This window comes from Saccharibacillus deserti, from assembly GCF_013618475.1.
Lineage (GTDB): Bacteria > Bacillota > Bacilli > Paenibacillales > Paenibacillaceae > Saccharibacillus > Saccharibacillus deserti.
The window spans coordinates 152,931-176,806 of sequence record NZ_JABJVN010000007.1 but is presented as its reverse complement, the minus strand read 5'-3'; the positions used below and the strand labels follow the sequence as shown (position 1 = coordinate 176,806).

Annotated in this window: 19 protein-coding genes and 1 pseudogene; 5 read left to right on the top strand and 15 right to left on the bottom strand. The window is 57.0% G+C overall.

Annotated elements, in window-relative coordinates:
- Positions 1-79: 79 nt before the first annotated feature.
- The 5 genes and pseudogenes from HOP44_RS17480 to HOP44_RS17460 form a co-directional block, all read right to left on the bottom strand.
- Positions 80-748 (bottom strand): annotated as a pseudogene (locus HOP44_RS17480) (response regulator transcription factor); the annotation flags it as partial.
- A 138-nt stretch (positions 749-886) separates the two neighbouring features.
- Positions 887-2,410: a beta-N-acetylhexosaminidase gene (locus HOP44_RS17475; RefSeq protein WP_172255626.1), complete on the bottom strand. Its 1,524-nt coding sequence runs from the start codon at positions 2,408-2,410 to the stop codon at positions 887-889.
- Between the two features lie 230 nt (positions 2,411-2,640).
- Positions 2,641-3,600 carry an oxidoreductase gene (locus tag HOP44_RS17470; RefSeq protein WP_172255624.1) on the bottom strand — a complete coding sequence of 320 codons (960 nt, stop codon included), beginning with the start codon at positions 3,598-3,600 and terminating at the stop codon, positions 2,641-2,643.
- 159 nt (positions 3,601-3,759) lie between these two features.
- On the bottom strand, positions 3,760-3,966 hold the full coding sequence (locus HOP44_RS17465; RefSeq protein ID WP_172255622.1) for a hypothetical protein: 207 nt from the start codon (positions 3,964-3,966) through the stop codon (positions 3,760-3,762).
- A gap of 149 nt (positions 3,967-4,115) precedes the next feature.
- Positions 4,116-4,400, bottom strand: a complete 285-nt coding sequence (locus HOP44_RS17460; RefSeq protein WP_172255620.1) for a hypothetical protein — start codon at positions 4,398-4,400, stop codon at positions 4,116-4,118.
- 312 nt (positions 4,401-4,712) lie between these two features.
- On the opposite strand from HOP44_RS17460, the gene HOP44_RS17455 reads away from it, so the two are divergent.
- Positions 4,713-6,284, top strand: a complete 1,572-nt coding sequence (locus tag HOP44_RS17455; RefSeq protein ID WP_172255618.1) for a serine hydrolase domain-containing protein — start codon at positions 4,713-4,715, stop codon at positions 6,282-6,284.
- 185 nt (positions 6,285-6,469) lie between these two features.
- On the opposite strand, the gene HOP44_RS17450 is transcribed toward HOP44_RS17455, so the two are convergent.
- Positions 6,470-6,964, bottom strand: a complete 495-nt coding sequence (locus HOP44_RS17450) for a copper amine oxidase N-terminal domain-containing protein (protein ID WP_172255616.1) — start codon at positions 6,962-6,964, stop codon at positions 6,470-6,472.
- A gap of 223 nt (positions 6,965-7,187) precedes the next feature.
- On the bottom strand, positions 7,188-8,228 hold the full coding sequence (locus HOP44_RS17445; protein ID WP_172255614.1) for a LacI family DNA-binding transcriptional regulator: 1,041 nt from the start codon (positions 8,226-8,228) through the stop codon (positions 7,188-7,190).
- Between the two features lie 128 nt (positions 8,229-8,356).
- Here HOP44_RS17445 and HOP44_RS17440 point away from each other — a divergent pair, with 128 nt between their 5' ends.
- From HOP44_RS17440 to HOP44_RS17430, 3 genes are all read left to right on the top strand, one after another.
- On the top strand, positions 8,357-9,259 hold the full coding sequence (locus HOP44_RS17440; RefSeq protein ID WP_172255612.1) for an ROK family protein: 903 nt from the start codon (positions 8,357-8,359) through the stop codon (positions 9,257-9,259).
- Between the two features lie 82 nt (positions 9,260-9,341).
- Complete coding sequence (gene manA, locus HOP44_RS17435) at positions 9,342-10,289, top strand: mannose-6-phosphate isomerase, class I (RefSeq protein WP_172255610.1); 948 nt, start codon at positions 9,342-9,344, stop codon at positions 10,287-10,289.
- A 250-nt stretch (positions 10,290-10,539) separates the two neighbouring features.
- Positions 10,540-12,894 carry a M13-type metalloendopeptidase gene (locus HOP44_RS17430; protein WP_172255608.1) on the top strand — a complete coding sequence of 785 codons (2,355 nt, stop codon included), beginning with the start codon at positions 10,540-10,542 and terminating at the stop codon, positions 12,892-12,894.
- A gap of 123 nt (positions 12,895-13,017) precedes the next feature.
- On the opposite strand, the gene HOP44_RS17425 is transcribed toward HOP44_RS17430, so the two are convergent.
- The 3 genes from HOP44_RS17425 to HOP44_RS17415 are packed head-to-tail and all read right to left on the bottom strand — an operon-like array spanning position 13,018 to position 15,627.
- Positions 13,018-13,767 (bottom strand): SDR family NAD(P)-dependent oxidoreductase, encoded by a 750-nt coding sequence (locus tag HOP44_RS17425; protein WP_172255606.1) that lies wholly within the window; start codon positions 13,765-13,767, stop codon positions 13,018-13,020.
- Between the two features lie 16 nt (positions 13,768-13,783).
- On the bottom strand, positions 13,784-14,947 hold the full coding sequence (locus tag HOP44_RS17420; protein ID WP_172255604.1) for a Rossmann-fold NAD(P)-binding domain-containing protein: 1,164 nt from the start codon (positions 14,945-14,947) through the stop codon (positions 13,784-13,786).
- A gap of 26 nt (positions 14,948-14,973) precedes the next feature.
- Positions 14,974-15,627 carry a ThuA domain-containing protein gene (locus HOP44_RS17415; protein WP_172255602.1) on the bottom strand — a complete coding sequence of 218 codons (654 nt, stop codon included), beginning with the start codon at positions 15,625-15,627 and terminating at the stop codon, positions 14,974-14,976.
- Positions 15,628-15,967: 340 nt separating this feature from the next.
- Between HOP44_RS17415 and HOP44_RS17410 the strand changes: the two genes are divergently transcribed.
- Complete coding sequence (locus HOP44_RS17410) at positions 15,968-16,345, top strand: hypothetical protein (protein WP_172255600.1); 378 nt, start codon at positions 15,968-15,970, stop codon at positions 16,343-16,345.
- A gap of 23 nt (positions 16,346-16,368) precedes the next feature.
- Here HOP44_RS17410 and HOP44_RS17405 read toward each other — a convergent pair whose 3' ends face one another.
- The 5 genes from HOP44_RS17405 to glgD all read right to left on the bottom strand — a co-directional run bounded on the left by HOP44_RS17405 (position 16,369) and on the right by glgD (position 23,753).
- Positions 16,369-17,790: an MATE family efflux transporter gene (locus HOP44_RS17405; protein WP_172255598.1), complete on the bottom strand. Its 1,422-nt coding sequence runs from the start codon at positions 17,788-17,790 to the stop codon at positions 16,369-16,371.
- A 143-nt stretch (positions 17,791-17,933) separates the two neighbouring features.
- Positions 17,934-19,124, bottom strand: a complete 1,191-nt coding sequence (locus HOP44_RS17400) for a GGDEF domain-containing protein (protein WP_172255596.1) — start codon at positions 19,122-19,124, stop codon at positions 17,934-17,936.
- Between the two features lie 21 nt (positions 19,125-19,145).
- On the bottom strand, positions 19,146-19,667 hold the full coding sequence (locus HOP44_RS17395) for a GNAT family N-acetyltransferase (protein WP_172255584.1): 522 nt from the start codon (positions 19,665-19,667) through the stop codon (positions 19,146-19,148).
- 279 nt (positions 19,668-19,946) lie between these two features.
- Positions 19,947-22,400 carry a glycogen/starch/alpha-glucan phosphorylase gene (locus HOP44_RS17390; protein WP_172255582.1) on the bottom strand — a complete coding sequence of 818 codons (2,454 nt, stop codon included), beginning with the start codon at positions 22,398-22,400 and terminating at the stop codon, positions 19,947-19,949.
- Positions 22,401-22,649: 249 nt separating this feature from the next.
- Entirely contained in the window at positions 22,650-23,753 is a 1,104-nt protein-coding gene (gene glgD / locus HOP44_RS17385; RefSeq protein WP_172255580.1) for a glucose-1-phosphate adenylyltransferase subunit GlgD, read from the bottom strand.
- Positions 23,754-23,876 lie beyond the last annotated feature (123 nt).

Sequence of the window (23,876 nt, the reverse complement as noted above, 5' to 3'; positions counted from 1 at the left end):
CCTTCCCTCCGGCCGCTCCGCCTGCGTCAGACCGCACGGAAGACGGTTCCTGCTCGTCGTCTTCCGCGAAATTCAACAGATAACCCGCCCCGCGCACCACTTCGATCGTCGCTTCCGCTTCCAGTTCCTTGAGCTTTTTGCGGACCCGCGTGATATAGACATTGAGCGTATTGTCGTCGATAAAATGATGGTCTTCCCACATCAACCCGAGCAGCCGGTCCCGGCTGACCACTCGGCCTGATCGCTGCAGCAGCGCTTCGAGCAGCAGGGATTCTTTCTGGCTCAGTTCGGCCGTCCGCTCCCCTTGCATCAGGACGAAACGTTCGGGATACAGGGTCAGCCCGGCCGCTTCGACCTTCTTCTCTTCCGGCCCCGCCGCATATTCCCCGTAGGCGCGCCGAAGATGGCTGCGGATCTTGGCCAGCACGACTTCGTAATGAAACGGCTTGGTGATATAATCGTCCGCGCCGTTCTCGAGCGCCATCACCTGGTCCATCTGCCCGTCGCGGGCCGAGATGAACAGAATGGGACAGACGGACTCCGCCCGAATCTGCCGGCACCAGTAGAACCCGTCGTATTTGGGCAGGTTGACGTCGAGCAGGGCAAGCTGCGCGCCGGATTCCCGGAATTCTTCCATGATGCGTTCAAAATCGCTCACGACCCTGGCCCGGTAGCCGTATTTTTCGATACTTCCTCGGAGCAGCTCCGCAATCTTGGGATCGTCTTCCACGATCAGAATGGTATACATGATTAAAAGCTCCTTTTCCCCGTTTTGGAACACTTATCCGGCAATAGACGTTCCGAATCACGCTCCCCATGCAGTTTCCGTACAAAAAGCGGCAAATTTCCCGAAGGAACTCTGCCGCTTTCTTCACATGCGCGCCCGTTATCGATCCAGGCCCGCCGCCGCGCAGGCTTCCGCAAAAGCCTTATAATCCGCGTAACGCCGTTCGCCGGTCCAGGCTTTTTCCGCCATGGCGCGCAGCGGTTCCTTCAGCCCCCGTTCCACTTCTTCGATCGTCTGCGCTTCCGGTTTGTCCGACCAGACGGAGAACGAACAGCCGAGCAGGCCTTCGGGATACGGCGGCATCCATTCCTGCGGTTCGTGTTCGCCGGCGCGCGGCAGCAGTCCGGGGTGCCAGCCGTCGTAAATCTTGGCTCCGCTCGGATAGACGTATCCCGCATGTTCGCCGAGGACGTAATAGAAATAAGCGTCGTTGAAATTGACGATCTCGTGTCCCTGATCCAGAAACGTCTGCGCCGGAGCCATCTTGCGGTCCCATTTGGTCCAATACGCGACCTGCATGGACGGCTTGGGCGCGACTCGCTGCTCCAGGTCTTCCCGGTACAATCCGTCGTTCCAGACGCGCACGGTGAATCCTCTGGCTTCCAGACGCTCCGCCGCCTTGTTCAGATAGTCGATATAAGCGTCCACCTCCGTGCCGCCTTCGATCCCGAGCGTCTCGCGCGCATAAAGGCCAAGCTGCGGGTACGAAGCGAACGTACCGAAATCGATAAATTCGTCTCCCCCGATATGGAAATACGGACTGCCTTCGAACAGCTCCGCATATTCGTCGATCAGATCCAGTGCGAAGGCGACCGCTTCTGGACATGTAATGTCCAGCGCGCCTCTTGCCGGTTCGCCGTCCGCCCGGGCCAGCAGCCACTCCGGATGGTTCCGCAGCGCCCAGCCCAGATGCCCCGGCGAATCAAGCGAAGGAATCAGCGTGATCCGATGCCGCCGCGCTTCCTTGATGATCTCCCGAACCTGCTCTTTCGTCAGATAAGACTCCGACATGATTTCGGGGTGCCGTTCGCTCTCGAAGGTGAAGCCTTCATGTTCGGAAAAATGCAGCTGGAGCGTATTAAGCTTCAATTCCGCCATGTCGCGAATCCGCGCAACAATCCATTCCTGCGGATAAAACTTGCGGCCGATGTCGAGATGCAGCGCACGCTCGCCGACCAGCGGCTCGTCTTCGATGACTCCGTAGGCAAGCTCTCCGCCGCTGGAAAAAAGCAGCTGCCGCAGCGTCCGCAGGCCGTGCAGCGCCGAACGGTCGTTTGCCGCAGTCAGCGTAACGAAATCGCCGATCTCCAGCCGGTAGGCTTCCGGATGGGAAGTGCCGGGGACCTCGCCCAGAATCAGCAGCAGGTCGCCGGCTGCCGCTTCGTGGACGCCGCCCAGCCTTGCCGGCGCGGCAAATGCGCCAAAACCCGCAAACTCGCCGCGAAAGTCTTCCGCCGCTCCCAGCACGCCGAGCAGCAGGTTCGGATACTCAGCCGCTTCGCCGGGTTCCTGCCTGAAGACCAGCAGCGACGAACAGGCCTCCGGCTTCCAGGTCCCTTCTTCCGTCATCAGATACCTTCGGGTTCCCGGCACCGTGCCGCTGTTATGAATGTTTGCGTTCATCTCGATTCACCTCTTCGATTGGGAATGGATCTTTCTTTTTCGTTAGTATAACGCTTATTTGAAATTTCCCCAAAAAAAACGCAGGAGCCTCTTGCTCCCGGACTGTATACAAAAACTTTAACGGACAGACCGGACATTTATTTGCAAAAGAAAAAAGTCCTGCCGCTAGGCAGAACTTGGATCGGATGCAGTTTCGGAGACGGAGGATAGCGGTTCGGACCGGACTGCGGCTACATCCGAATATTCAGACGCGCCCATTCTTCGTCTTCGGCCCGGCTGAAATCGTAGCTCACTCCGGTCAGTTCTTCGGATACGCGCCACAGCTTTGCCATCGTGTCCCCGTTCATTTTGTGATCGACGGACAGGTCGAAGCCGGGATATCCTTTGCGTCCGCCTTTGCCGGTCGGACCGATATACTCGCCGCCATACAGCGGTTCGGTTGCCGCGTACAGCGTCGGCAGCGCGCCCATCGCCGCGGGCTGGCTCATCAAGCTCCAGAGGAAAGCGACCGCACGTCCCGCCTGTTTGCCCGATCCGCGCGAGATCAGGTTCGTATTCGACACGCCGGGATGGCAGGCTACGCTGATCGTGTTCGCCCCTACGGCCGACAGGCGATTTTGAAGTTCCCGGGCGAACAGCAGATTGGCCAGTTTGCTCTGACCGTAGAATTTCATTGCGCTGTAACCGATACGTCCGTCCAGGTTGTTGAAGTACATATAACCGCTTTTGGCGGCGATACTGCTCAGTGTCACGACGCGTGCGCCCGTTGTACGAAGCAGCAGGGGCAGCAGACGGCCCGTAAGCGCAAAATGACCCAGATGATTGCTGCCGAACTGCAGCTCGAAACCGTCTTTCGTGCGGCCGTACGGAGGAATCATGACACCCGCGTTGTTCACCAGCACGTGCAGCGCGTCATACTTGCCGATAAAGCCTGCCGCGAACGCTTCGATACTCGACAGATCCGCCAGATCGAGCCGCATGACTTCCACTGTCGCCTGAGGAAACTTTTTGCGCAGTCCGTCGGCGGCCTGCTGTCCTTTTTCCATATTGCGCACGGCCAGCACGACCTCCGCGCCTTTCTGCGCGAATCCGTAAGCCGTCTCGAGTCCCAGACCGCCGCTTCCTCCCGTAATGACTACCCGTTTCCCGCTCATATCCGGCATATTGTCGATCGTCCATTGTCCGTTCATTTCCGTTTCCTCCTTGTGTCTTCCCGATCGTTCGGGCCGACCTCTTTCGTCCGTATGTTCAGTGTGCCTGAATAAGCGCGATTTTTCAAACCTGTCCCTTCCGTACGAATCCCGCGCAAAAAGACGCTTCCCGCAGGAAACGCCCCGTCATCCGCCTATTCAGCTCACAGCGAGCATCATCAGCACGCCAAGCGACAGCGAGACGAGCAGCAGCAGCAGACCCAGAGCTCGAAAAGCCTGGGATTGGAAACGCTCCGGTTCATACAGCTCTCCCCCGGCCGGATCGCGCAGCGGATGAAGAATCCGGTCGGGACGGGCGATCACCAGCGGACACAGCAGCAAAAAGACTCCGATCAGCAAAAACATTCGGGTCTCCTCCTCAAGTTCCGGATTCGGACGAAGGGTCCGTTTCTTCCTATTGTACCCGGAATCGGGCTTTTCGAATTTTTTGCGAAAAAAGCCTTCGGACGCCTATGGGCGGCCGAAGGCTTCGAAGCGCGCTTCTTCGCGTCCGTTCAATTCCCGTGTCCTACTCCCACTCCATCTCCGGCTCTGCGCATATGTTCGTTCTGCTCCCGCAGCAGCGCATTCTGCTCCTGCAGATGGGCATCCCGCACGGTAAACCGCTCGGTCTGGCGCCGTTCGAGTTCACTCAGATCCATCCGCAGCGAATAAATTTCGTTCGTGACCCTGGAGTTTCCGAATGCCGTTTTGGCGATAAAATAGCCGATCACGCAGAGGACTGCGACCGGTACGGCCAGAAACAGCAGTCCGCCCATCCCTTCCAAAGACACCCTCATCCTTTCCGCCTCCTTTTGCTTTTTTTCGCTCTCCGTCCGGGGTGCTCCCGTGAAAATCCTGCAACCTCACAGACGCTCAAAGCGGGAAAAAAGTTCGGGGAAATCGTAAAAGCCCTGCCTAAACAGGTCGGTATACCAACCCCCCCCCCCCGCCTCTGGTCCAGGCCTGCGGGTGACCCGAGGCGGAAACCAAGTCCGGGCGAACGCCCGATTCCGATCTTCCCATTCTTCTTTACACTAAGACAAGACAGCGAAACGGGACGCTTTGTGCGCCTTTATCGGGAAAGAACGTATAAGAAAAGAGGCTGAACTATGAAAATTATCAAACGATTGGGAAGTCTGCTGGGCAGTATGCTGCTCGGATCCTCCCTCCTCGTATCCTCCGTACACGCCGCAGCGGCCGGCGGAATCGCTGCCGGTGCGACCGCAGCGCCGTCCGGCGAATCCGCCGTATCGCCTGCCCGGTCCTGGACACCGGAGCAGATCGATACCTATGCAGAAGCCGCTATGCAGCGTCTGCATATCCCCGGGCTTGCCGTCGGAATCGTTCAAGACGGCAAAGTGCAGTACACCCGGGGCTACGGCAGCGCCGGTCCGGGCGCGGGGCCGATGACGCCGCAGACGCCGCTTGCGATCGGCTCGACGACCAAATCGTTTACCGCGCTTGCGATCATGCAGCTGGTCGAAGAAGGGAAAGTCGATCCGGAGGCTCCGGTCACCGATTATCTGCCGTCGTTCCGCTTGGCCGATCCGTCGATGTCCGCCGCCATTACGGTGTCGGATCTGCTGCACCAGACGAGCGGATTGTCCACCTACCAAGGGATCGCTTTTTTGGCCAAAGGAAAAGGTACGCTGATGCAGCATATCGCCGATCTGGCGGACGTTCCGCAGAAGCGGCCTGCCGGCACGGCGTACGAATATTCGAACCTGAATTACAATATCCTCGGCGCGATCGTCGAACAGGTATCGGGACTTTCGTACGAAGATTACATCCAGCAGCGGATCTTCGCGCCGATCGGCATGACCCACAGCTTCTCTTCGCCGGAACGGGCCAAAACGGCCGCCGCCGAGCGATCCGATCTGCGCCCTGCTTCCGGCCATCAATTCCTGTTCGGCTGGGCCGTACCTACCCGGGCGGCGGGCCATACGGGAACGATTCCGTCGGGCTATCTCGTCTCCACGGCCGAAGACATGTCGAAGTATCTGATCATGCAGACGGAAGGCGGCACGTTCGAAGGCGAACGCCTGCTGTCCGCCGATAGCGTCGCACAGATGCGCAAGCCTGCCGCCGATATGCGGGACGGTTCCTTTTACGGCATGGGTTGGGTCGTCACGGGCGATACGGCCGGACATAACGGAACCACCGAAAATACGTACTCGGAAATGCGTATCCGCGACGGCTACGGCATTTTCGTACTCGCAAACTCCGTCGATCCCCTGATCGTCGGTTACAGCGGGATCGTGCCGGGTATCGACGATATCCTGCACGGACGTATGCCTTCCCAGGAAAGCCTGCCGGATTTCGTCAAATTGTACGCGATCGCCGACGGGGTCGCGGCCGTGGTCGCCCTGCTGTTTCTATGGTCGCTGCTCAGCCTGCTGCGCTGGAGAAAAGCGTTCCGTCCGACCGGACGCAGAATCACGCTGAACTTCGCTTTGCTGTTCTTCTGCAATATCGCTTTCCCGCTGCTGCTGATCCGCTTCGTGTCGAGACTGGCTCCGTGGGATGTCGTCGTCGCCTGGGCACCGGGCCTAGGCTGGGGCATGATCGCGCTCCCGTGGCTGCTGTTCCTTACCGGCGGAATCAAGCTGGCGCTTATGGTCCGGGCCATGTTGACGGCCAAGCGCCCGGCGTCTTCGTCCGCAGCCGGCCAAGCAGCGTGAAGTATCGCACAGAAAAATCCAGGTCAAATAAGCGGTACTGTGCAGGTATTTGGAATTGGTATTAAAATTAGCGCGATGCTTAATTCTCTCTCGACGAAAAAGCCCGCTTCCGTTCTGCCCTGTGGCAGTTTGCGGAAGCGGGCTTGTTTTCGGTTTACGCGGCGGCGGCTGCGAAACGCCGGAGTTTACTTGATCGAATCGCCGACCCACAGCGTTTGGGTCGTTTTATCCCATTTGATCGACTCGCCTACGCCTCTGACGATGATGCCGACCGGAACGCGCAGCACGCCGCGTTTGAATGTCGGCGACCCCTGCAGCTTCACTTCTTTGCCGTCTACCCAGGCGATATTGCTGTCGGCCATGACTTTGACGGTATGGTCGCCGCGAGTATACGTATACGTTTGGGTTTTTTTGTCCCACGAGATGCTCAGACCTTCGATATCGAGCTGCTTGATGACGTCGGACGTCGCATACAGCGTGCTCTTGATGAAGAACGGATAGGCGCTCGGTTTTACGACACCGTTGTTGCCGTAAATGGTGGCAGCCGGTTCGGATACGGTCGCTGCGGCGGCGGGTTGGGATGTAGGCGCGGCTGCCGGTGTTGTCGCCGGAGCGGCTTGTGCAGCGGATGCCCCCAATACGGCGGAACCCAGCAGCGATGCGATCAGAATTTTTTTCATGTCAAACGTCCTCCTCATTATAAGTACAATTTGGGATGCGGCAAAAAACACCCTACCTTCTATATATAAACCTTTCCCGGGGTCATTTAGTTGCAGTTCTGATACTCTCCGGGAAAACTTTTGTAAATCCCTCGCTTCTCTCCGGTCTTGCGGCCGCTTTAAGTCGACATTTTCACCTCTTCGATTTCTCAAGCCAAATCATCATTTTTTTGATGGACTACTCTCAAAAATCTTCCAAAAGTAATCTTGTGCCCTGTACCGTCCATCTTACCGCATGTCGATGATCGCCGTATCCGTCCAGCAGAAGCCGAATCGCCGCCCGGCACATTCGTTTCTTGTCCACTCGAACGGTCGCGTACAATCCGGAATCCGGTGTGCAGGCCTCTTCTAATCCGTCGAAACCGGTCACCTTCACCTGCTTCGGCACGGAGATCCCAAGCGCGCGCAGCCTGCGAATAAGCAGCAGCGCAGTCCGGTCGTTCCCGCAGAAAAAAGCGGTGGGCAGCGCACCTCCAGCAGTGATTTCTTTTAGAAACATCTCGATCCCGCGTTCGTTTTTCACCTCGTCGAAATCGTCCGCTTCCAGCAGCACATGCCGATCGTCGATAGGAAGTCCCGCTTCCCGCATGGCCCGCCAATAGCCGAACCAGCGCTCCTCGTGACTCGTCGTCAGATTGGCCGGTCCGATAAATCCGATCCGCTCGTGCCCTTGTTCGATCAGCAGACGCACGATCGATTCAGCGCCTTCCGTATTGGCGGATACGGCTGCCGCGCAGGCCAAGTCCCTATAATACGAATCGAGCATAACCAGCGGCACTCCCGTCTCCCAGACCATGTGCGCATAAGGCTTGGCGATAATACCGAACAAGACGACGCCGATATGCGGCAGGTCTCCGTACAAAGGCGGCAGCTCCAACCGTTGTTCCATTTCGCGATCGATCCGGACGATCACAGCGCTGCAGCCGTGCGCCTTGACCGTCTCTTCCAGAATCCACAGCATGTCATGGAAAAAACGGAAATGTTCGGTGTCCTCGTGACTGACCACTCTTTCCGGTACAAGCAGCAGGATGTTTTTGATCTTTTGCTCCGCCTGCTTGGCAGCGGCCGGCGGTTTATAACCCATCTCCTGGGCGGTATGCCGAACGATCAGCCGTACATGCTCGCTTACGCCGCTTTTTCCCGACAAAGCCAGCGAGACCGCATTTTTGGAAATGCCGATCCGATCCGCGATATCCTGCATGGAGATTTTTTTCGGTCTGGCCATGACGATTCCTCCTTGATAAATACCCTATTCCCGCGCCTGCAGATATGCTATGCTGATTTCAGGTTACTTTACAACATTTAATTTCGTCAAGTTTTGTCAAGTTATTCGAACTTCTGGGAGGCACACGCATGATTGCAATCGGAATCGATATCGGCGGGACCAAGATCGCGGTAGGGCTTATCGGTGAACAAGGAAACGTACTCGCGCAGCAATCGCTCAAGACGGATCCGGCCAAGACGCCGACGGCGCTGATCGAAGAAACGGCGGCGGCGGTAAACGGACTTCTGGAGCAGTGCAGGATCCTCCCGTCCGACGTCAAAGGCATCGGGGTCGGCGCGCCCGGACCGCTTGACGCCAAACACGGTCGGCTCGACAGCCCGCCCAACCTGCCTTCCTGGCACGGCTTCGGCGTCGTCGAAGAACTGCGCAAGCATTTCGGCGCATGGCCGGTCCATTTCCAGAACGACGCGACGGCGGCGGCGCTGGCCGAGAAGTGGCTGGGCGCGGCGCGGGAGGCGGACAATTTTATTTTTATCACGGTGAGCACGGGAATCGGCGCCGGCATCTACATGCACGGACGGCTCATCACGGGTGCGTCCGGCAATGCCGGCGATGTCGGCTTCATTATGGTGGAACCGGGCGCGGCGGGCACCGAAGGTTACTGGGAGCAGATCGCCTCGGGTACGGCTATCGCGCGCCAAGCCTCGGAGCTGCTGGGCCGTCCGGTCGGCACGAAGGAAGCATTCGACCTGGCCGCGGGCGGCGACGCGCGGATGAAGGAGCTGATCGAAGTCACGTACCGGCGTCTCGGTATGGGCTGCGTCTCGCTGATCAACACGCTCGATCCGGAGCTGCTGGTCATCGGCGGCGGCGTGTCGCAGATCGGCGAACCGCTGTTTGACGCGATTCGCTCTTATGTCTCGGAGCATGCGCTCAGCCCGGCCGGACGCCGCACGGCGATCGTTCCCGCGGCACTGAACCAGAATGCGGGACTGATCGGCGCGGCTTCGCTGGTGCATCAGGCGTATTGATCCCTTTTCGTGGGTAATAACAAGGCGGCAGACGAAGCGAATTTTCAACCCGAATCCATTATCCAAAAGGAGTGTCAAAACCATGAACGAACCGATCTTCCTTACTCCCGTTTTCCAGGAACGCATCTGGGGCGGAACCAAGCTGAACACGCTGTTCGGCTACGAAATTCCCAACGATAAGACCGGCGAATGCTGGGCGGTGTCGGGCCACAAGAACGGACAAAGTCTCGTACATAACGGCCCTTACGCGGGCGCGAAACTCGGCGATCTGTGGAACGAACATCCCGGGCTGTTCGGCGATTCGCAGTCCGACGTGTTCCCGCTGCTGACCAAAATTCTCGACGCTTCCGACGATCTGTCGGTCCAGGTGCATCCGGACGATGCGTACGCGCGCCAGTTCGAGAACGGCGAGCTGGGCAAGACGGAGTGCTGGTACATCGTCGATGCCGAGCCGGGTTCGTCTATCATTTACGGCCATAACGCGCAGTCCCGCGAAGAACTGCGTTCGATGATCGAAGCCGGTCGGTGGGACGAGCTGCTGACGAAGATCGAAGTAAAGCCGGGCGATTTCTTCTACGTGCCGAGCGGAACCATTCACGCCCTGGGCAAAGGCATCGTCGTGCTGGAAACGCAGCAGAGTTCGGATACAACATACCGCGTGTACGACTATGACCGCACAGATGCCAATGGCCAGGGCCGCGAGCTGCATCTGGAAAAAGCGATCGAAGTGACCACCGTGCCGCAGTCCTACGCCGGCGGCGCGTACGAGACCGATCGTCTGGACGGCGTGACCGTGACCAAGTTCGTCTCGAACGACTTTTTCACCGTGCAAAAATGGGAAGTCGACGGCAGCGCCAAGTTCGACGCCCGCGAGCGCTACACGATCGTGAGCATTCTGGACGGCGCAGGCAAACTGCAAAGCGAATCCGGCGAATCCCAGCTGGCCAAAGGCGATCACTTCATCCTGCCGGCCGGATTCGGACCTTATACGATCGAAGGCACATTGACGACGATCACGTCCTGGGAATAGAAGAATCCGGCAGACCAAACGGTCGAACGCCTTTTCATTTTTATTCTTTTTCACCGAAACCCGTCCGCATAAGCGGACGGGTTTTCCATTTCTCCCTTCTCTTGTTTGCTGGCGGTCAATTTTTTCGAAACCTCCTATTTCTCCAAAGCGTATAGACGACAGAAAGCAAGCAAATTCCGGCCAGCGAACATCCCGGCACGGCCTGCTTTTCCCGTTCGTCCCATTTCATCGTTTTCTAGGAGGATATCAAGTGAAAAAATCTGCAAAAATCATTCTCGCCTCATCCCTGCTGCTGTCCGCGCTGCCTGCTCCGAGCCTCGTTTCCGCGGAAGAATCCACGCTCACGCGCGCCCAGGCGGTCGAGTATCTGCTCGGCATCACCGACGACTACGCGCCGGGCATCGTCAAGTCCGACATTCTGAAAGGCGACGGAACAGGCAATCCCGACGAAGCGCGTTCCATCTCCCGGATCGAAGCGCTGCTTATGCTCGGCCGGGCGTTCCCGAATCTGCCGCAGCCAAGCGGCAACGATCTGCGCCAGATCGGAAAGGTGCCGACTTTCAGCGACGTACCGGCGTGGGCGCAGAGCGAACTGAAGCGCTTGGCACAGGCGGGCATCGTCAATGGAACAGCGGACGGGAAGCTCGGGGCCGGGGATCCCGTGACCTACGAGCAGCTTCAGGCCTTTACCCGGCGCGCCATGGCGCTCGAAGGCTCCAATCCGCGTGACGATTACTACGAATACATAAACAAAGACTGGCTGAACGCTTCTTCCGTCGAAGCCGGCGAGATGACCAACGGCGTGTTCAACGAATTGGCCAAGGCCAACGAAGTCCGTCTCAGCGAAATGATCGCCAAGATTGCCGCCAGTCCGCAGACCGCAGGTTCCGTCGAACAGAAGATCGCGGATTTCTACGGCAATGCGCTTGATGTGGAACATCGCAACAAACAGGGAATCACGCCGATCAAAGGCTACCTGAAATCGATCGACGACGCGGCTACGGTCCAGCAGCTTTTTGATGCGGCCATGAAAACGGAAACCGAACTGGCAACCGGCTCGCTCCTGTCGTTCGGCATCACCAACGACGCAAAGAACAGCAGCGCCAACTCGCTTTATTTCGGCGCATTGACTCTCTCGCTCGACAAAAACAGCTATATGTCCGAAGACCCCAAGATCAAAGAAGTGTATACCGCTTATCTGAAGCGATTGTTCAAGCTTGGCGGCAGCGACGATAAAACCGCGCAGACGGAAGCCGAGACGATGTACGCTTTTGAAAAAGAACTTGCCGCCGCGTCGATGGACATTCAGGATCAGGGCGACGTGGCCAAATACTACAATCCCTATTCGAAAAAAGATTTCGAAGCGCTGTTCCCAACGATCCATATGAACAAAATGCTTAGCCAACTCGGACTCGAAAAAGCCGACAAAGTGATCGTGACGGACGTGAAGCTGACACAGAAACTGTCCGGCATGCTGACCGACAAGAATCTGGAGGCGCTCAAAGCTTATGCCAAAGCCCTCCTGCTCAGTAATACGGGAGGTACGCTGACGGAAGAATTCGAGAAAGCGGCCCAGGACTTCCAGGCGCAAATGTACGGGGTAACCGGCGAGAAGACCCGTCAGCAGAAAGCGGTCGCTTTGACCCAAAGCGTCATGAGCGACTATCTGGGTCTGCAGTTTGCAGACCGTTACTTCAGTCCCGAGGCCAAGCAGGACGTAGAGAAAATGGTGGATCAATTTATCGGCGTCTACAAGCAGCGGATCGAGAAGCTGGACTGGATGTCCGAAACGACCAAAACCAAAGCCCTGAAGAAGCTCGATACGATGAAGGTCAAAGTCGGTTATCCGGAAAAAGCGGAAGACAGCCTGAAGAACGTCCCGATCGTGTCGATTAAAAACGGAGGGTCGCTGTTCGACAATGTGATCGCCATCAGCAAAGCGGGCAAGCAGAAAGGAATCGAATCGCTGGATAAGCCGGTCGACAAAGAGGCCTGGGGCATGAGCGTATATACCGTCAATGCCTATTACAATCCGCTGAACAACGAGATCGTCTTCCCTGCCGGCATCCTGCAAGCTCCGTTCTACGATATCCAAGCCAAACGCGAAACGAATATGGGAGCGATCGGTATGGTCATCGCCCACGAGATCAGCCACGCGTTCGACAATCTGGGTTCGGCCTACGACGAGCAGGGCAATGCGGCCAACTGGTGGACCGAAGCCGATTATAAACAGTTCCAACAGAAGCTGCAGCAGGTGGTCGGTTATTACGACGGCGTCGAGGTTATGCCGGGCGTCATGAACAACGGAACGCTGACCGTAAGCGAGAATGTTGCGGATCTCGGAGGTATGGCCGCTTCGCTTCAGGTGCTCTCGCAGATGCCAAGCCCGGATTACAAAGCGTATTTCGAAGGGTATGCCACCATCTGGCGCACCACAATGAGCCCCGAAACCGCCGCTTACATGTCTACCGTGGACACACATTCGGCGAACAAGGTCCGTGTCAACCGCACGATCGCCAATTTCGCGGAATTCTACGAAGCCTACGGAATTACGGGGAAAGACGCGATGTACGTCGCTCCGGAAGATCGCGTAAGCATTTGGTAAACAGAGAAGCTTGGCGCAATCCAAAAACACCGAAGCCCCGGGGCTTCGGTGTTTCTTTTTATGCACAGGGACCTGTAATCCGGCTTGCGGCTCCGAGCGCGGAGCTGCGAAGGATACCGACGATTACCACGGCCACTCCCGGCCCTGCCAATCGCGCATGACCAGCTCGTCTTCGTCGATCGCGTGCGGCTTGTCGTCCCACGGCAGCGCGCTGCCGAGGAAATATTCCAGTGCAGACGCCGCCGATTCGGACGGTTCCAATTCCGCTTCGGTATTGCGTTCGCCGGACATGTACGTGCGCATCCAACCCGGGTGATACAGCCGGAACGTAAATCCTTCCGGACGCCTCCGGTCAAACAGCAGACGGACGCCGCGGTTCAGCGCGGCTTTGGACATGCAGTAGGCGAACCAGGCGGTTCGTTCGGCTTTGCCGATACTGCCGGCTTCGGAAGAAACGAAGCAGAGCCGCTTTAATTCGCCCCGCTCGAGCAGCGGCAGGAAAGCTTCGCTGGTTCGGATCGGCCCCAGCGCATTCACCTGATAAAGACGGATCATCTCGTCGTAATCCTGCGAAGTGCGAATGGAATCTTCGTTCTTGTCCGTAATGACGCCCGCATTATTGATCAGAAGATCGAGGCTTCGCGTCCGTTCTTCCACGGCGGCGGCAGCCGCCAGCACGGAAGAATCGGAAGAGACATCGAGCGGCAGAACGATCAGCAGATCGGGGTAGCGTTCCTGCAGTTCGCCGAGCTGCGGCCAGTCGGGCAGGTAGCTGCCCGCGAACACGCGCCAGCCCCGCTCCAGCAGGCCTTCGGCCAATGCGAAACCCAATCCCCGATCGGCGCCTGTAATCACAGCGTGATAAGTACTCATCTCTGTTCAGCTCCTCTCAGAACGGCCATTCTTCGCCGCGGCTTCCCGTCAGCACAAGTCTGTCTTCGTTGGCATGCGGATTGGCAAACAGTCCGGCGGCAAATCGCGCCGATTCCGCGATCGGAGCCGACAGCGGGGTCATCGGCGAATCGGAAGCCGATGACCCCGTCTGCGGATTCGAACCGCCCGAAAGCTTCGGTCTCAAACCGGGATCATACAGCCGGAACGTGTAACCTTCCCGGCGCAGGTCGTTAAACAGCAGTTTGGCCTGCATATGCAAAGCCGTATGCGCCATGGCACGGCCGATCGGCATATGGGCCTCGCCTACCGAGATACTGCCTTCGCGGGACGAGATGAAGCAGATCCGCTTCAGCCCGCCCTCCGCGTTCATCCGCGGCAGCAGCCGCTCGACGGCGCGCAGCGGGGTCAGCGCGTACGTCTCGTAGTCCTGCAGACGTCCGGCCGTGGTATCCTCCTGTCCGGCGCTGTCGGCAGGCCAGCCACCCGGCACCGAAGATTCATCCGTCTTCCCTTCAATCGAACGAGATGACGGATGGCCGAATACGGGCGCCATTTCGCCCGCATTCAATACCAGCAGGTCGATTCGGCTTGCCGCACCGGACGTGCGGGCCTCGGAGGAAGCCGCAGCGGAGCCGCCGGTTCGATCGCTATTCCCGTCTTCCGGTTCCGCCGGGACGAAAGCTCCGGCTTCGTTCGACGCATTCGGATCTGCCCCGTGGGACGGAGCTTGCGTTTCCTCGGCATAGGCCGGGTCCGTTGTCCCGGCTTTGGGCCTCGCATTGCTTTCCGGTCCAAAAGCGACCGAACCTTCGAAATCTTCAAGCCCCGAACTGCCGGTTCCCGTTGGAATATCGCGATTCTCTCCGATGTGGGCGCCGTGCGTCCATCCGCTCGGCCGTTCTTCTTCATCCGAAAGGTCGCCTCCCGGAACGGGCGGAGACACGGATTCCGGAGCAATCGTGCTTCCCCAACCGTCGTCGGCCGCCCTTGGTTCGGGCAGTTCGCCGCTTCCGTTCTTCGCGGCTGCCGAACGTTCTTCCCGCGTGTCCGGATCGGTCGGTTCGCCGCCGATCACGTTCCAGCCGCGGGACATCAATTCCCGTCCCAACGCGGCTCCGAACGGCTCGTGCAAATTGAGAATCCATGCGGTTCTGTTCATGATCGCTGCCTCCTTCGTTTATCGGCTCAATTCTCGCTTCCGGGCTCGGCCTGCTTGGCACACCAGTACAGCGCATTGCGCAGCAAACGCAGATACATCGGATGCGTCCATACGCCGAGCTCGTGTCCGGGGGTCAGCACCGCTACGCGGCCCCGGCCGTAAGTTCGGGTCCAGCCGCCGGGCTGCGCACCGTGCTCCGATACGGTCGTCATAATCAGGTCCGCGATCGGATCGTCCCAGTCCATAAAATAATGCTCGTCGTGTACCGTGAATTCTTCGATCCCTTCGGCAATCGGATGCTGCTTGTCCGGACGAACCGTGACTTTGCACGCTTCGGGGTGATGCGTGAAGACGCCCCCGAGCAGACGGCGAAACGGCCCTTCTTCCTTGTCGTATCCGGCCGTGCCCGCGTGCACGGCCAGCAGCGCGCCTCCCCGCTCCACGTAATGCTCGAACGCCTGTTGAACCGATTCGTTCATCCAGTATTCTTTTTCCTGCTTGGACTGACTGTTGGAGCGGCAGACCAGCACAACCGGGTAATCCTTCAGACGCGCGGGATCAAAATCCTCCGCACGGTCGGTTATCGTAAACCGAAATTCCGTCCGGTCCAGCTTCTCCAACCCCTGCCGGATCGTTTCCGCCGGATGCCAGCGATCTTCGCAAATGACCCATACTTCCATCTCGTTTGCTCCTTTCCTTGATCCAGCGGCCGAAGCGTATACGCTTTCCGTTCGAATCGCGACCGTCCGCTATGTAAGTTCGGGTATACGTAACGTTATTACACTTGAATGACCGGATTATCTCTGCGCAGCCGGGATTTCTTTTCTTGCCCGATAGAAAAACAAGCAAAAAAGCTTGAATTCTCAAGAATTCCCGGGGAATAATGAAGGAAATCCGATACGGCAGTCCAAAAAAAGGAGAGAACGCGATGACAAACTCCGAGGTATATATCGTGACGACATCGTTGAATTTGTGGTGGGGCTTCTACGGATTGGACGAATCGGAGAACGGCGACTGCGTATGGATTTACGATCGGCCGGACGACCGGGGCGAAGGGCTGGCCAAAACCTTCGTCGGTTCCGACAGCGTCTGCGCGATATTCTGGAAATGGGAGCCGCCGCCCTCGAAGTCTATCCTCCTTCGGAACATCTCGATCGGCAGGCGCTGGAGTCTGCGATGCTGGCCCACTGCGGGCGATTTCTCGATCTCCGGGCCCGGCGGGCCGTCCATCTGCGGCCGATCAGTCCGGAAGAAGCGATTCGCAGTTACACCGAGTATGCGTACGGATTTTTTGGCGTTACGGCTTTTTCGGAAGAACAGGGTTCCAGGCTGCGCAAACCGAAAAACCCGCTGCACTTCCCGGTTGTCCGGGAGATGCGGCGGGTTTGTATGGAATAAAGCTTGCGGTTTGGAGAGGGCGCTCAGGCCGATGGAGCGGTAGGAGAAGCGAGCTTCTCTTCCTGCTCCGATTCATTGTGCTGGATGAGCGAGTGCTTTTTCCAGACCCGGCTTTTCCAGCGCATATACATGACGGCAACGCGAATCCATTCGTCCGCCGCAATCGCCAGCCAGATGCCGGGCAGCCCCATATTCATCTGGAATACCAGCACATACCCGAGCGGAAGGCTGATGCCGACCATGGAGACAAGTCCGACATAGACCGGGAACTTGGCGTCGCCGGCGGCGCGGAGCGAACCGATGACGATCATGTTGAACGTGCGGGCGGTCTCCAGCACGATGCTCAGTACCAGAACCTGCGTCGCCATACGGATGATGTCCGCGTCGTCGGTGAACAAACCCACGAGCGGATGGCGCAGCAGGATCACGACGAGATCGACGATCACGGTGATGACGAGCGCCCGTTTGACGCTGTTCCATACTTGATGGTACGCGTCTTCCTTGCGGTTCGCGCCGACCAGACGGCCGACGATAATACCTGTTCCGATCGCCACGGCGACCGCAAACAGATAGATGAACATCGAGATGTTCGTCGCGTACTGACGCGCGGCCAGCGCCTGGGCGCCGAGGAACGTCGCGTAGAAGAAGAAGATCATCTGGCACGACTGGTACGTAATCTGCTCCAGTGCGGACGGTACGCCGATACGCAAAATTTTCATGATATATTCACGGGTCAGGTTGATATAAAACTTGAATTGAATCCGGACTTCCATGACCTGATACAGCATCCAGAACAAGACGACTGCCGCAACGGCGCGGCTGATGACCGTCGAGATCGCGGCCCCTTCGACGCCCATGGCCGGGAAGCCCATATGGCCGAAGATCATCACGTAACCGCCGGCCACGCTGAGGATATTCATGCCAAGTGCCACGAACATGGTCAGCTTCGTTTGTCCGTAGGTCCGGATCGTAGCCGACAGCATATTGATCAGAGCCTGCAGGAAGATCGCTCCGCCGACGATATGCATATACGACTTGGCGTAGACGAGAATATCGCCGTGCAGGTTCAGGGCAACCATCATATGATGGCCGAACACGAGGAAGAACGCGCTCATGGTCAGGCCCAGCATCAGATTGAGCGTCAGCGACAATCCGGAAATCTTGGCGGCCTCGTAATGGTTGCGTGCCCCCAGATACTGCGCGATAACGATAGCGGCGCCGTTACCCACGACTTCGAGAATAAGGATGGCGATCGAGATGACCTGGTTGGCCGCGCCGACGGCCGCTACCGCATCATCCGATACTCCGCTCAACATCATCGTATCGGTGATCCCCATTAACATAAACAAAAACACTTCCAGGAATATCGGCCAGGTCAAACGAAACAGATTGAATTCACGCTCCAGCGGAAGTTTTGCCGCAGCGGTCCCGTTTTTCGTTTTCATCTCTTCACCCTCCTTCGATCGTTTGTTTTATTAAAAACAAAACGTATCTTAGCACGGCAAGGATGAAAATGCAGCCCCTTTTTTGAAATTTCCTGAAAATTATATGAAAATCACAGCGATTTCCCTTTTTGAATATCTTTTCCCTATCCTCTTACGCGTTCCAGGTCGCTCACGGACGCAGGGTCGGGCGAATCAAAGTGGGCTTCGGCACGCTGCACCCGATTTCGTCCGGCACGCTTGGCTTCGTACAAAGCGAGATCGCAGCATTTGTAGATCCGTTCCAGATCGGAACGATGTTCGGGAATAAAAGTCAGCGCGCCGATACTCAGCGTGCAAGAGCCTCTCGCCGCTGCCCGAATGCGCTCGGCCAGCCGCGTGGATTCGGCCCGGGAAGAATCGGGCAGCAGCACCGCAAATTCGTCGCCGCCGTAGCGGCCGAACAGGTCTTCCGGACCGAGCTGCCCCGACACGGTATCGCTCATTTCGCGCAGCACGCGGTCGCCGATATCGTGCCCGTATGTATCGTTGATTCCTTTGAACCCGTCGATATCGAACAACAAAAAAGAAACCGGGCGGCCGGTCTTCGCAAAGCGGTCCAGTACCGCCCCGGCTCTGACCAGAAAAGCGCGCCGGTTCCAGATCTGCGTCAGATCATCGAGGCTGGCAAGCTTGAACAATTCTTCGTCCGATTTCTGCTTGGCGAGCAGCACGAAGCCGGTGTTGCCCAGCATCATGGTCATATAAGCCGAGATCGAGAACAGCGTATCGGTCACCCCCGCAGACAGCAGAGCGGCCGTTTCGCCGGCGAACAGCGCAGCCAGCGCGCGGATCAGAAGGATCGCCGCCACAAAAGTATACAGCGCTCCCATCATCCTGCGCAGCATCGTGGCGTTCTTCAACATGAGCAGGCCCAGTGCGGGAGGCGCAATTAGCAGAGCCGCAAACACGGAAGCCACAACGATGCGCAGTTCTTCCGTATTGCGAAGAAGCATGACCGTATCGAATGTCAGAACGGCGGCCAGCACAAGCACGGCGCCGATCTTTTTGACCCGGAGAGTCAGTGTGCCCTGCAGCCGGAGCAGCGCCGCCGCTTCCAGCGCTGTCCCGAGAAAGATCAGCGTATTGGAAGCGGAGATGACCGCCCATTCGCCGAGGCTTCCTTTGAGCAGCATTAACAGCCAGGCGGCGGACTGCACCAGCTTGGCCGTGAAAAAGATCGAGATCGAGCGGTCCCGGCTCTCGCTTCGGTGATACGCGCTCAGCAGCACGACGGTAAACACATGCCCGCAGATCAAAGAAATATAGACGGTCTGCGGGTCCAGATGAAAAATCATGGCCGGTTCTCACTCTTCCCTTCAGATCGTCAGCCGGGCAATATCGTTCCAACGCAAAGCGATTTCCGTAAACGTTTCTTCCCCGATCCGAATCTCTTTGCGTTCAAATTCTTCGCTGCCGACTTTGCGATAGAAGTGAACGGCCGGATTCTGTTCGAGCACCCAGACCATAAGCGAACGGTACCCTGCGGTCCGGAGTTCTTCCAGCATCTGCCGGAACATCTCGCTTCCGATGCCTTTGCGCTGCTCGCTCTGCAGTAGGTACACGGCGTACAATTCGGCTTCATGCACCCGCCCGGTTTCGCGATCCACTCCATAATCGAGAAATCCGCAAACTTGTCCGCGCTCGTTCTCCGCTACCATAACGCCTTCCCCGGGTTCGGGATGCTTCAATCTTTTCTCCCAACGGTTCCAATGTTCTTCCACGGACAGTCTGTCGAGATAAGCATCGGCAACGATACCTTTGTAAGTGGTCTTCCAGCTGTCGACGTGAACTTGCGCAATGCCTGCGGCATCTTCAGGTCTGGCGAATCTTATCTTCATGTGGGATAGCTCCTCTGCAAAAGAATTCAGTCGACAAGGCAGACCCGCTCCGCATTGTGGCGGCCGGGACGATTCGTAAGCGGTCGATAAGCTTCAAAAACGAATAGGTTAAGCGTATAGGATTCGGCGCGCTTCTTCAAATTCCTGCCGATAGAAGCAAGTTATTTCCAACCCTTCCTGAGCGCTGGACGGATCTTTCGGGCACGGCACGCCAAAAAAGCCGCTCCCAAAAGGAGCGGCCTGCAGGCTGTCAGGCAAAACGGTCCGGCTATTCGGCGATCAGCGGGTGTGCGAAGGACTTCCGATACCGACCGGTTGGATGTCCCAGATTTCCGTCGCATACTCGTGGATCGTACGGTCGCCTGCGAAACGGCCCGACTTGGCAATGTTCAGAATCGATTTCTCGGTCCAAAGTTTGGAGTTCCGGTAATCGAGTCCGATCTGATCTTGGGACCGCGCATAGCTGGAAAAATCTCTCAGCACGAAATATTCGTCATTGTGGCTGAGCAGCGAATGGTAAATGGAATCGAAAGTTTGACCGTTCTGGCAGAAAGGCCCCGGCTGGATCAGCTGATCCAGTACGCGCTTGATCCGTTCGTCGCCCTGATAGAACGACTGGGCGGAATATCCGCCTTCGCGATAGTACTGCTCGACTTCTTCGATCCGCAGTCCGAACAGATACATGCCTTCGTCGCCCAGCGATTCGTACATCTCCACGTTGGCTCCGTCAAGCGTACCGATCGTCAGAGCTCCGTTCATCATCAGCTTCATATTGCCGGTACCGGAAGCTTCTTTGCCCGCTGTCGAAATTTGTTCGCTGACGTCGGCGGCCGGAACGATTTTCTCGGCCAGGGACACCGAGTAGTTCTCCAGGAAGAACACTTTCAGCAGGTCTTTGGTCTGCGGATCGTTGTTCACGGTATCGGCGATATTGTTGATCAGCTTGATAATCTGCTTGGCCATATAATAACCAGGAGCCGCCTTGGCACCGAAAATAAACGTACGCGGCGTCAGGTCGAGCGAAGGATTTTCTTTGATCCGGTTGTACAGGTCCATAATGTGCAGAGCGTTCAGCAGTTGGCGCTTGTACGCATGCAAACGCTTGACCTGCACGTCGAAGATCGAATTCGTATCGACGGCCACTCCGTGCTTTTTATAGATATAAGAAGCCAGACGCTCTTTGTTCTTGCGTTTGACACTGCGGATCTTTTCCTGGACAACCGCGTCTTTGGAATACTTGAGCAGATTGTTCAGCTGATCGGGCTGCGTCTTCCAGGCGGAACCAATCGTATCGTCGATCACGTTCATCAGGTCCGGGTTGGCATGCATCAGCCAGCGGCGGTGCGTGATGCCGTTTGTCTTGTTGTTGAAACGATCCGGATACAGCTCGTAGAAATCTTTCATCTCGCGTTTCTTCAGGATATCCGTATGCAGCGCGGCGACGCCGTTGACGCTGTGGCTTCCGTGGATCGCCAGATGCGCCATCTTGATCTGCCCGTTCGCGATGATCGCCATTCGGGAAACGCGGTCCTGATCTTTCGGATTCTCTTCGAGCAGCGAAGCGCAGAAGCGTCTGTTCACCTCTTCGATGATCATGTAAAGACGCGGCAGCAGATCGCGAACCATCTGTTCCGGCCAGGTCTCGAGCGCTTCGCTCAGGATCGTGTGGTTGGTGTACGATACGACCCGGGATACGATATCCCACGATTCCTGCCATCCGAAACTTTTTTCGTCCAAAAGAATGCGCATCAACTCCGGAATCACGAGCGTCGGATGCGTATCGTTGATATGGATCGCGACTTTCTCGGGCAGACGGTCGTACGGCAGGCCGAGTTTGTCGAATGTGCGAAGCACGCTTTGCACGCCGGCCGAACACAGGAAATATTCCTGCTTCAGGCGCAGCAGTTTGCCTTCGTATTGGGAATCGTCCGGATAGAGGAATTCCGATACCGTCTCGACCGAACGCTTATAGTCGAGGAAGTTGTAGTAGCTGCCATCGGGACCGCCGAAGCCTTTGGTCGGATCGGCCGCCGATTCCGCGCTCCACAAACGCAGCGTGTTGACGGCCGAATTTTCGTAGCCCACGATCGGAACGTCGTAAGGGACCGCCCAGACGTCCTCGCCGTTTTTCGTTTCGTACACATAGTTGCCGTCTTCTTTTTCGACGACTTCGACATTGCCCCAGAAACGAACGTTCAATTTCTTGTCGTCGCGGCGAACTTCCCAGACATTGCCTTTTTGCAGCCAATAGTCCGGAAGTTCGACCTGGTGGCCGTTGATGATCTTCTGTTCGAACAATCCGTATTTATAGCGGATGCCGTTGCCGTGCCCGGAATAGCCGAGCGAAGCCAGCGAATCAAGGAAGCAGGCCGCCAGACGGCCGAGACCGCCGTTGCCGAGTCCCGCATCCGCTTCGTATTCTTCAATCTCTTCAAGGTCCCAGCCAAGCTCGCCGAGTCCTTCGCGCACCATTTCCAGTACGCCCAGATTCAGCAGGTTGTTGCCGAGCAGGCGGCCCATCAGAAACTCCATGGAGAAATAATAGACCTGACGCTCGCCCTGCTCTTTATAGGTGCGGTTCGTTGCCGCCCAATCCTGGCCGATCCGCTCGCGAATCATGCTTCCGAGCGCGGCATAGATGTCGTCTTCGGTAACCTCGTGCATTTGGCGGCCGCTTGTACCGATCAGCCGCTGCTTGAATTCCTGTTTGAAAAGCTCTTTATCTGTGAACATGGATTGAGCCCCTTTCCCGTTTCGCCGGTCTTTCGTCCGGCGGCGGACGAATAAAGTATGGTTCTATCTACAAACGACTCAGCCATATGGCATCGTTATGAGTATAACAGGACAGAAAAAGGCCTTCCACAACCGCCTTCCGATAAGGAAGCGGTCTAGAAGACCCGTGGTTTTGATATATATCGGCAGATTCGGAGAATTTTTAATAGGGGCTCGCTGCGAATCATGTCGAATTTTTACAGCAAATCCTTACAGAATGCTGCGCTTGGCAATGACGTAAGGTTTGCGCGAATCGCCGACAAGCGTACGATTTTCGGAGAGCTGCACGTCTTTGTCCATAATGACATTCTCCACGATCGCTCCCGCTTCGATCACGCATTTTTGCATGATGATGGAATTGATGATTTTCGCGCCTTTTTCCACTTTGACGCCGCGGAACAGAACGCTGCCTTCCACTTCGCCCGCAATCAGGCAGCCGTTGGCCACGAGCGAGTTTTTGACGTCCGCTCCTTCGAGATATTTGGTCGGCGCTTCATACTTGATCTTCGTATGCACCGGCATCTCGGGCGAGAAGAGCTGTTTGTATTTCTCCTGATCGAGCAGCTCAAGGCTGTTTTTGTAATAGCTTTCGACCGAATTGATGACCGCATGGTAGCCTTTGTACTCGTAGCCCGCGATTTTCAGGCCGCTCGGATTCCGCAGGATCGCATCGCGGAAAAAGTAGCTGTCTCCATGAGCGATACAGTATTCCATCTGCTGCATAAACAGTCCTTTTTCCATAATGAAAAGCTCGATATAGAGGTTATGGTGCCCCTTCTCGTTATGGATACCGTTCACAAAGCCGTTTTCATCCACATCCACCCGGAAGCAGGCGTCGTGTTCGGGTTCGAGCAGATCCACGTGTTTGTAAACGACCGTAACGTCCGCACCGGACGCTTTGTGCTGCTCGGCCAGGTCGCAGAAATCCACTTTGGACAGATGCTGGCTGCCGGCATGCACCACGTACTCGCCCGAACTGCGATCGAAGAAGTCCCGGTTATTGTGCATATGCTGCAGGTCGCCGGACGAGATATCGGTCGGATCGTTCCAGTCCGGAGGCAGAACGAACAGTCCGCCGCGCTTGCGGTCGAGGTCCCAAGGACGTCCTTCGCCCAGATGATCGAGCAGCGAACGGTATTTCCGCCGCACGAACAGCGCGATATCCTGAACGCCGGCGCTCATCATATTGGACAAGGCGAAATCGATCAGCCGGTAACGTCCCGCGAAGGGAACAGCCGCGCCCGCGCGGAAATACGTCAGTTCTTTTAACTGGTCGAGCTCGTGATCCAAATTGATTACACCCATAAGTTTCATGGTTCCACCGTCCCTTTTCTGCTTTCTTTATTCCGAAAAATCGGCTTGTCTTTTCGATTGGTCAATAAGGCGTATCGCCGTTTCCGGCAATAAGCTCCGCTCGTGATCAATGATTTGATCCAT

What these genes read in the sequence shown, in the direction of transcription:
- manA (WP_172255610.1), top strand. Translation starts at nt 9,342, where the DNA reads ATGAACGAACCGATCTTCCTTACTCCCGTTTTCCAGGAACGCATCTGG.
- glgD (WP_172255580.1), bottom strand. Translation starts at nt 23,753, where the DNA reads ATGAAACTTATGGGTGTAATCAATTTGGATCACGAGCTCGACCAGTTA.
- HOP44_RS17410 (WP_172255600.1), top strand. Translation starts at nt 15,968, where the DNA reads ATGGATTTACGATCGGCCGGACGACCGGGGCGAAGGGCTGGCCAAAAC.
- HOP44_RS17445 (WP_172255614.1), bottom strand. Translation starts at nt 8,228, where the DNA reads ATGGCCAGACCGAAAAAAATCTCCATGCAGGATATCGCGGATCGGATC.
- HOP44_RS17475 (WP_172255626.1), bottom strand. Translation starts at nt 2,410, where the DNA reads ATGAACGCAAACATTCATAACAGCGGCACGGTGCCGGGAACCCGAAGG.
- HOP44_RS17415 (WP_172255602.1), bottom strand. Translation starts at nt 15,627, where the DNA reads ATGGAAGTATGGGTCATTTGCGAAGATCGCTGGCATCCGGCGGAAACG.
- HOP44_RS17470 (WP_172255624.1), bottom strand. Translation starts at nt 3,600, where the DNA reads ATGAACGGACAATGGACGATCGACAATATGCCGGATATGAGCGGGAAA.
- HOP44_RS17440 (WP_172255612.1), top strand. Translation starts at nt 8,357, where the DNA reads ATGATTGCAATCGGAATCGATATCGGCGGGACCAAGATCGCGGTAGGG.
- HOP44_RS17425 (WP_172255606.1), bottom strand. Translation starts at nt 13,767, where the DNA reads ATGAGTACTTATCACGCTGTGATTACAGGCGCCGATCGGGGATTGGGT.
- HOP44_RS17420 (WP_172255604.1), bottom strand. Translation starts at nt 14,947, where the DNA reads ATGAACAGAACCGCATGGATTCTCAATTTGCACGAGCCGTTCGGAGCC.
- HOP44_RS17450 (WP_172255616.1), bottom strand. Translation starts at nt 6,964, where the DNA reads ATGAAAAAAATTCTGATCGCATCGCTGCTGGGTTCCGCCGTATTGGGG.
- HOP44_RS17390 (WP_172255582.1), bottom strand. Translation starts at nt 22,400, where the DNA reads ATGTTCACAGATAAAGAGCTTTTCAAACAGGAATTCAAGCAGCGGCTG.
- HOP44_RS17455 (WP_172255618.1), top strand. Translation starts at nt 4,713, where the DNA reads ATGAAAATTATCAAACGATTGGGAAGTCTGCTGGGCAGTATGCTGCTC.
- HOP44_RS17405 (WP_172255598.1), bottom strand. Translation starts at nt 17,790, where the DNA reads ATGAAAACGAAAAACGGGACCGCTGCGGCAAAACTTCCGCTGGAGCGT.
- HOP44_RS17460 (WP_172255620.1), bottom strand. Translation starts at nt 4,400, where the DNA reads ATGAGGGTGTCTTTGGAAGGGATGGGCGGACTGCTGTTTCTGGCCGTA.
- HOP44_RS17465 (WP_172255622.1), bottom strand. Translation starts at nt 3,966, where the DNA reads ATGTTTTTGCTGATCGGAGTCTTTTTGCTGCTGTGTCCGCTGGTGATC.
- HOP44_RS17395 (WP_172255584.1), bottom strand. Translation starts at nt 19,667, where the DNA reads ATGAAGATAAGATTCGCCAGACCTGAAGATGCCGCAGGCATTGCGCAA.
- HOP44_RS17400 (WP_172255596.1), bottom strand. Translation starts at nt 19,124, where the DNA reads ATGATTTTTCATCTGGACCCGCAGACCGTCTATATTTCTTTGATCTGC.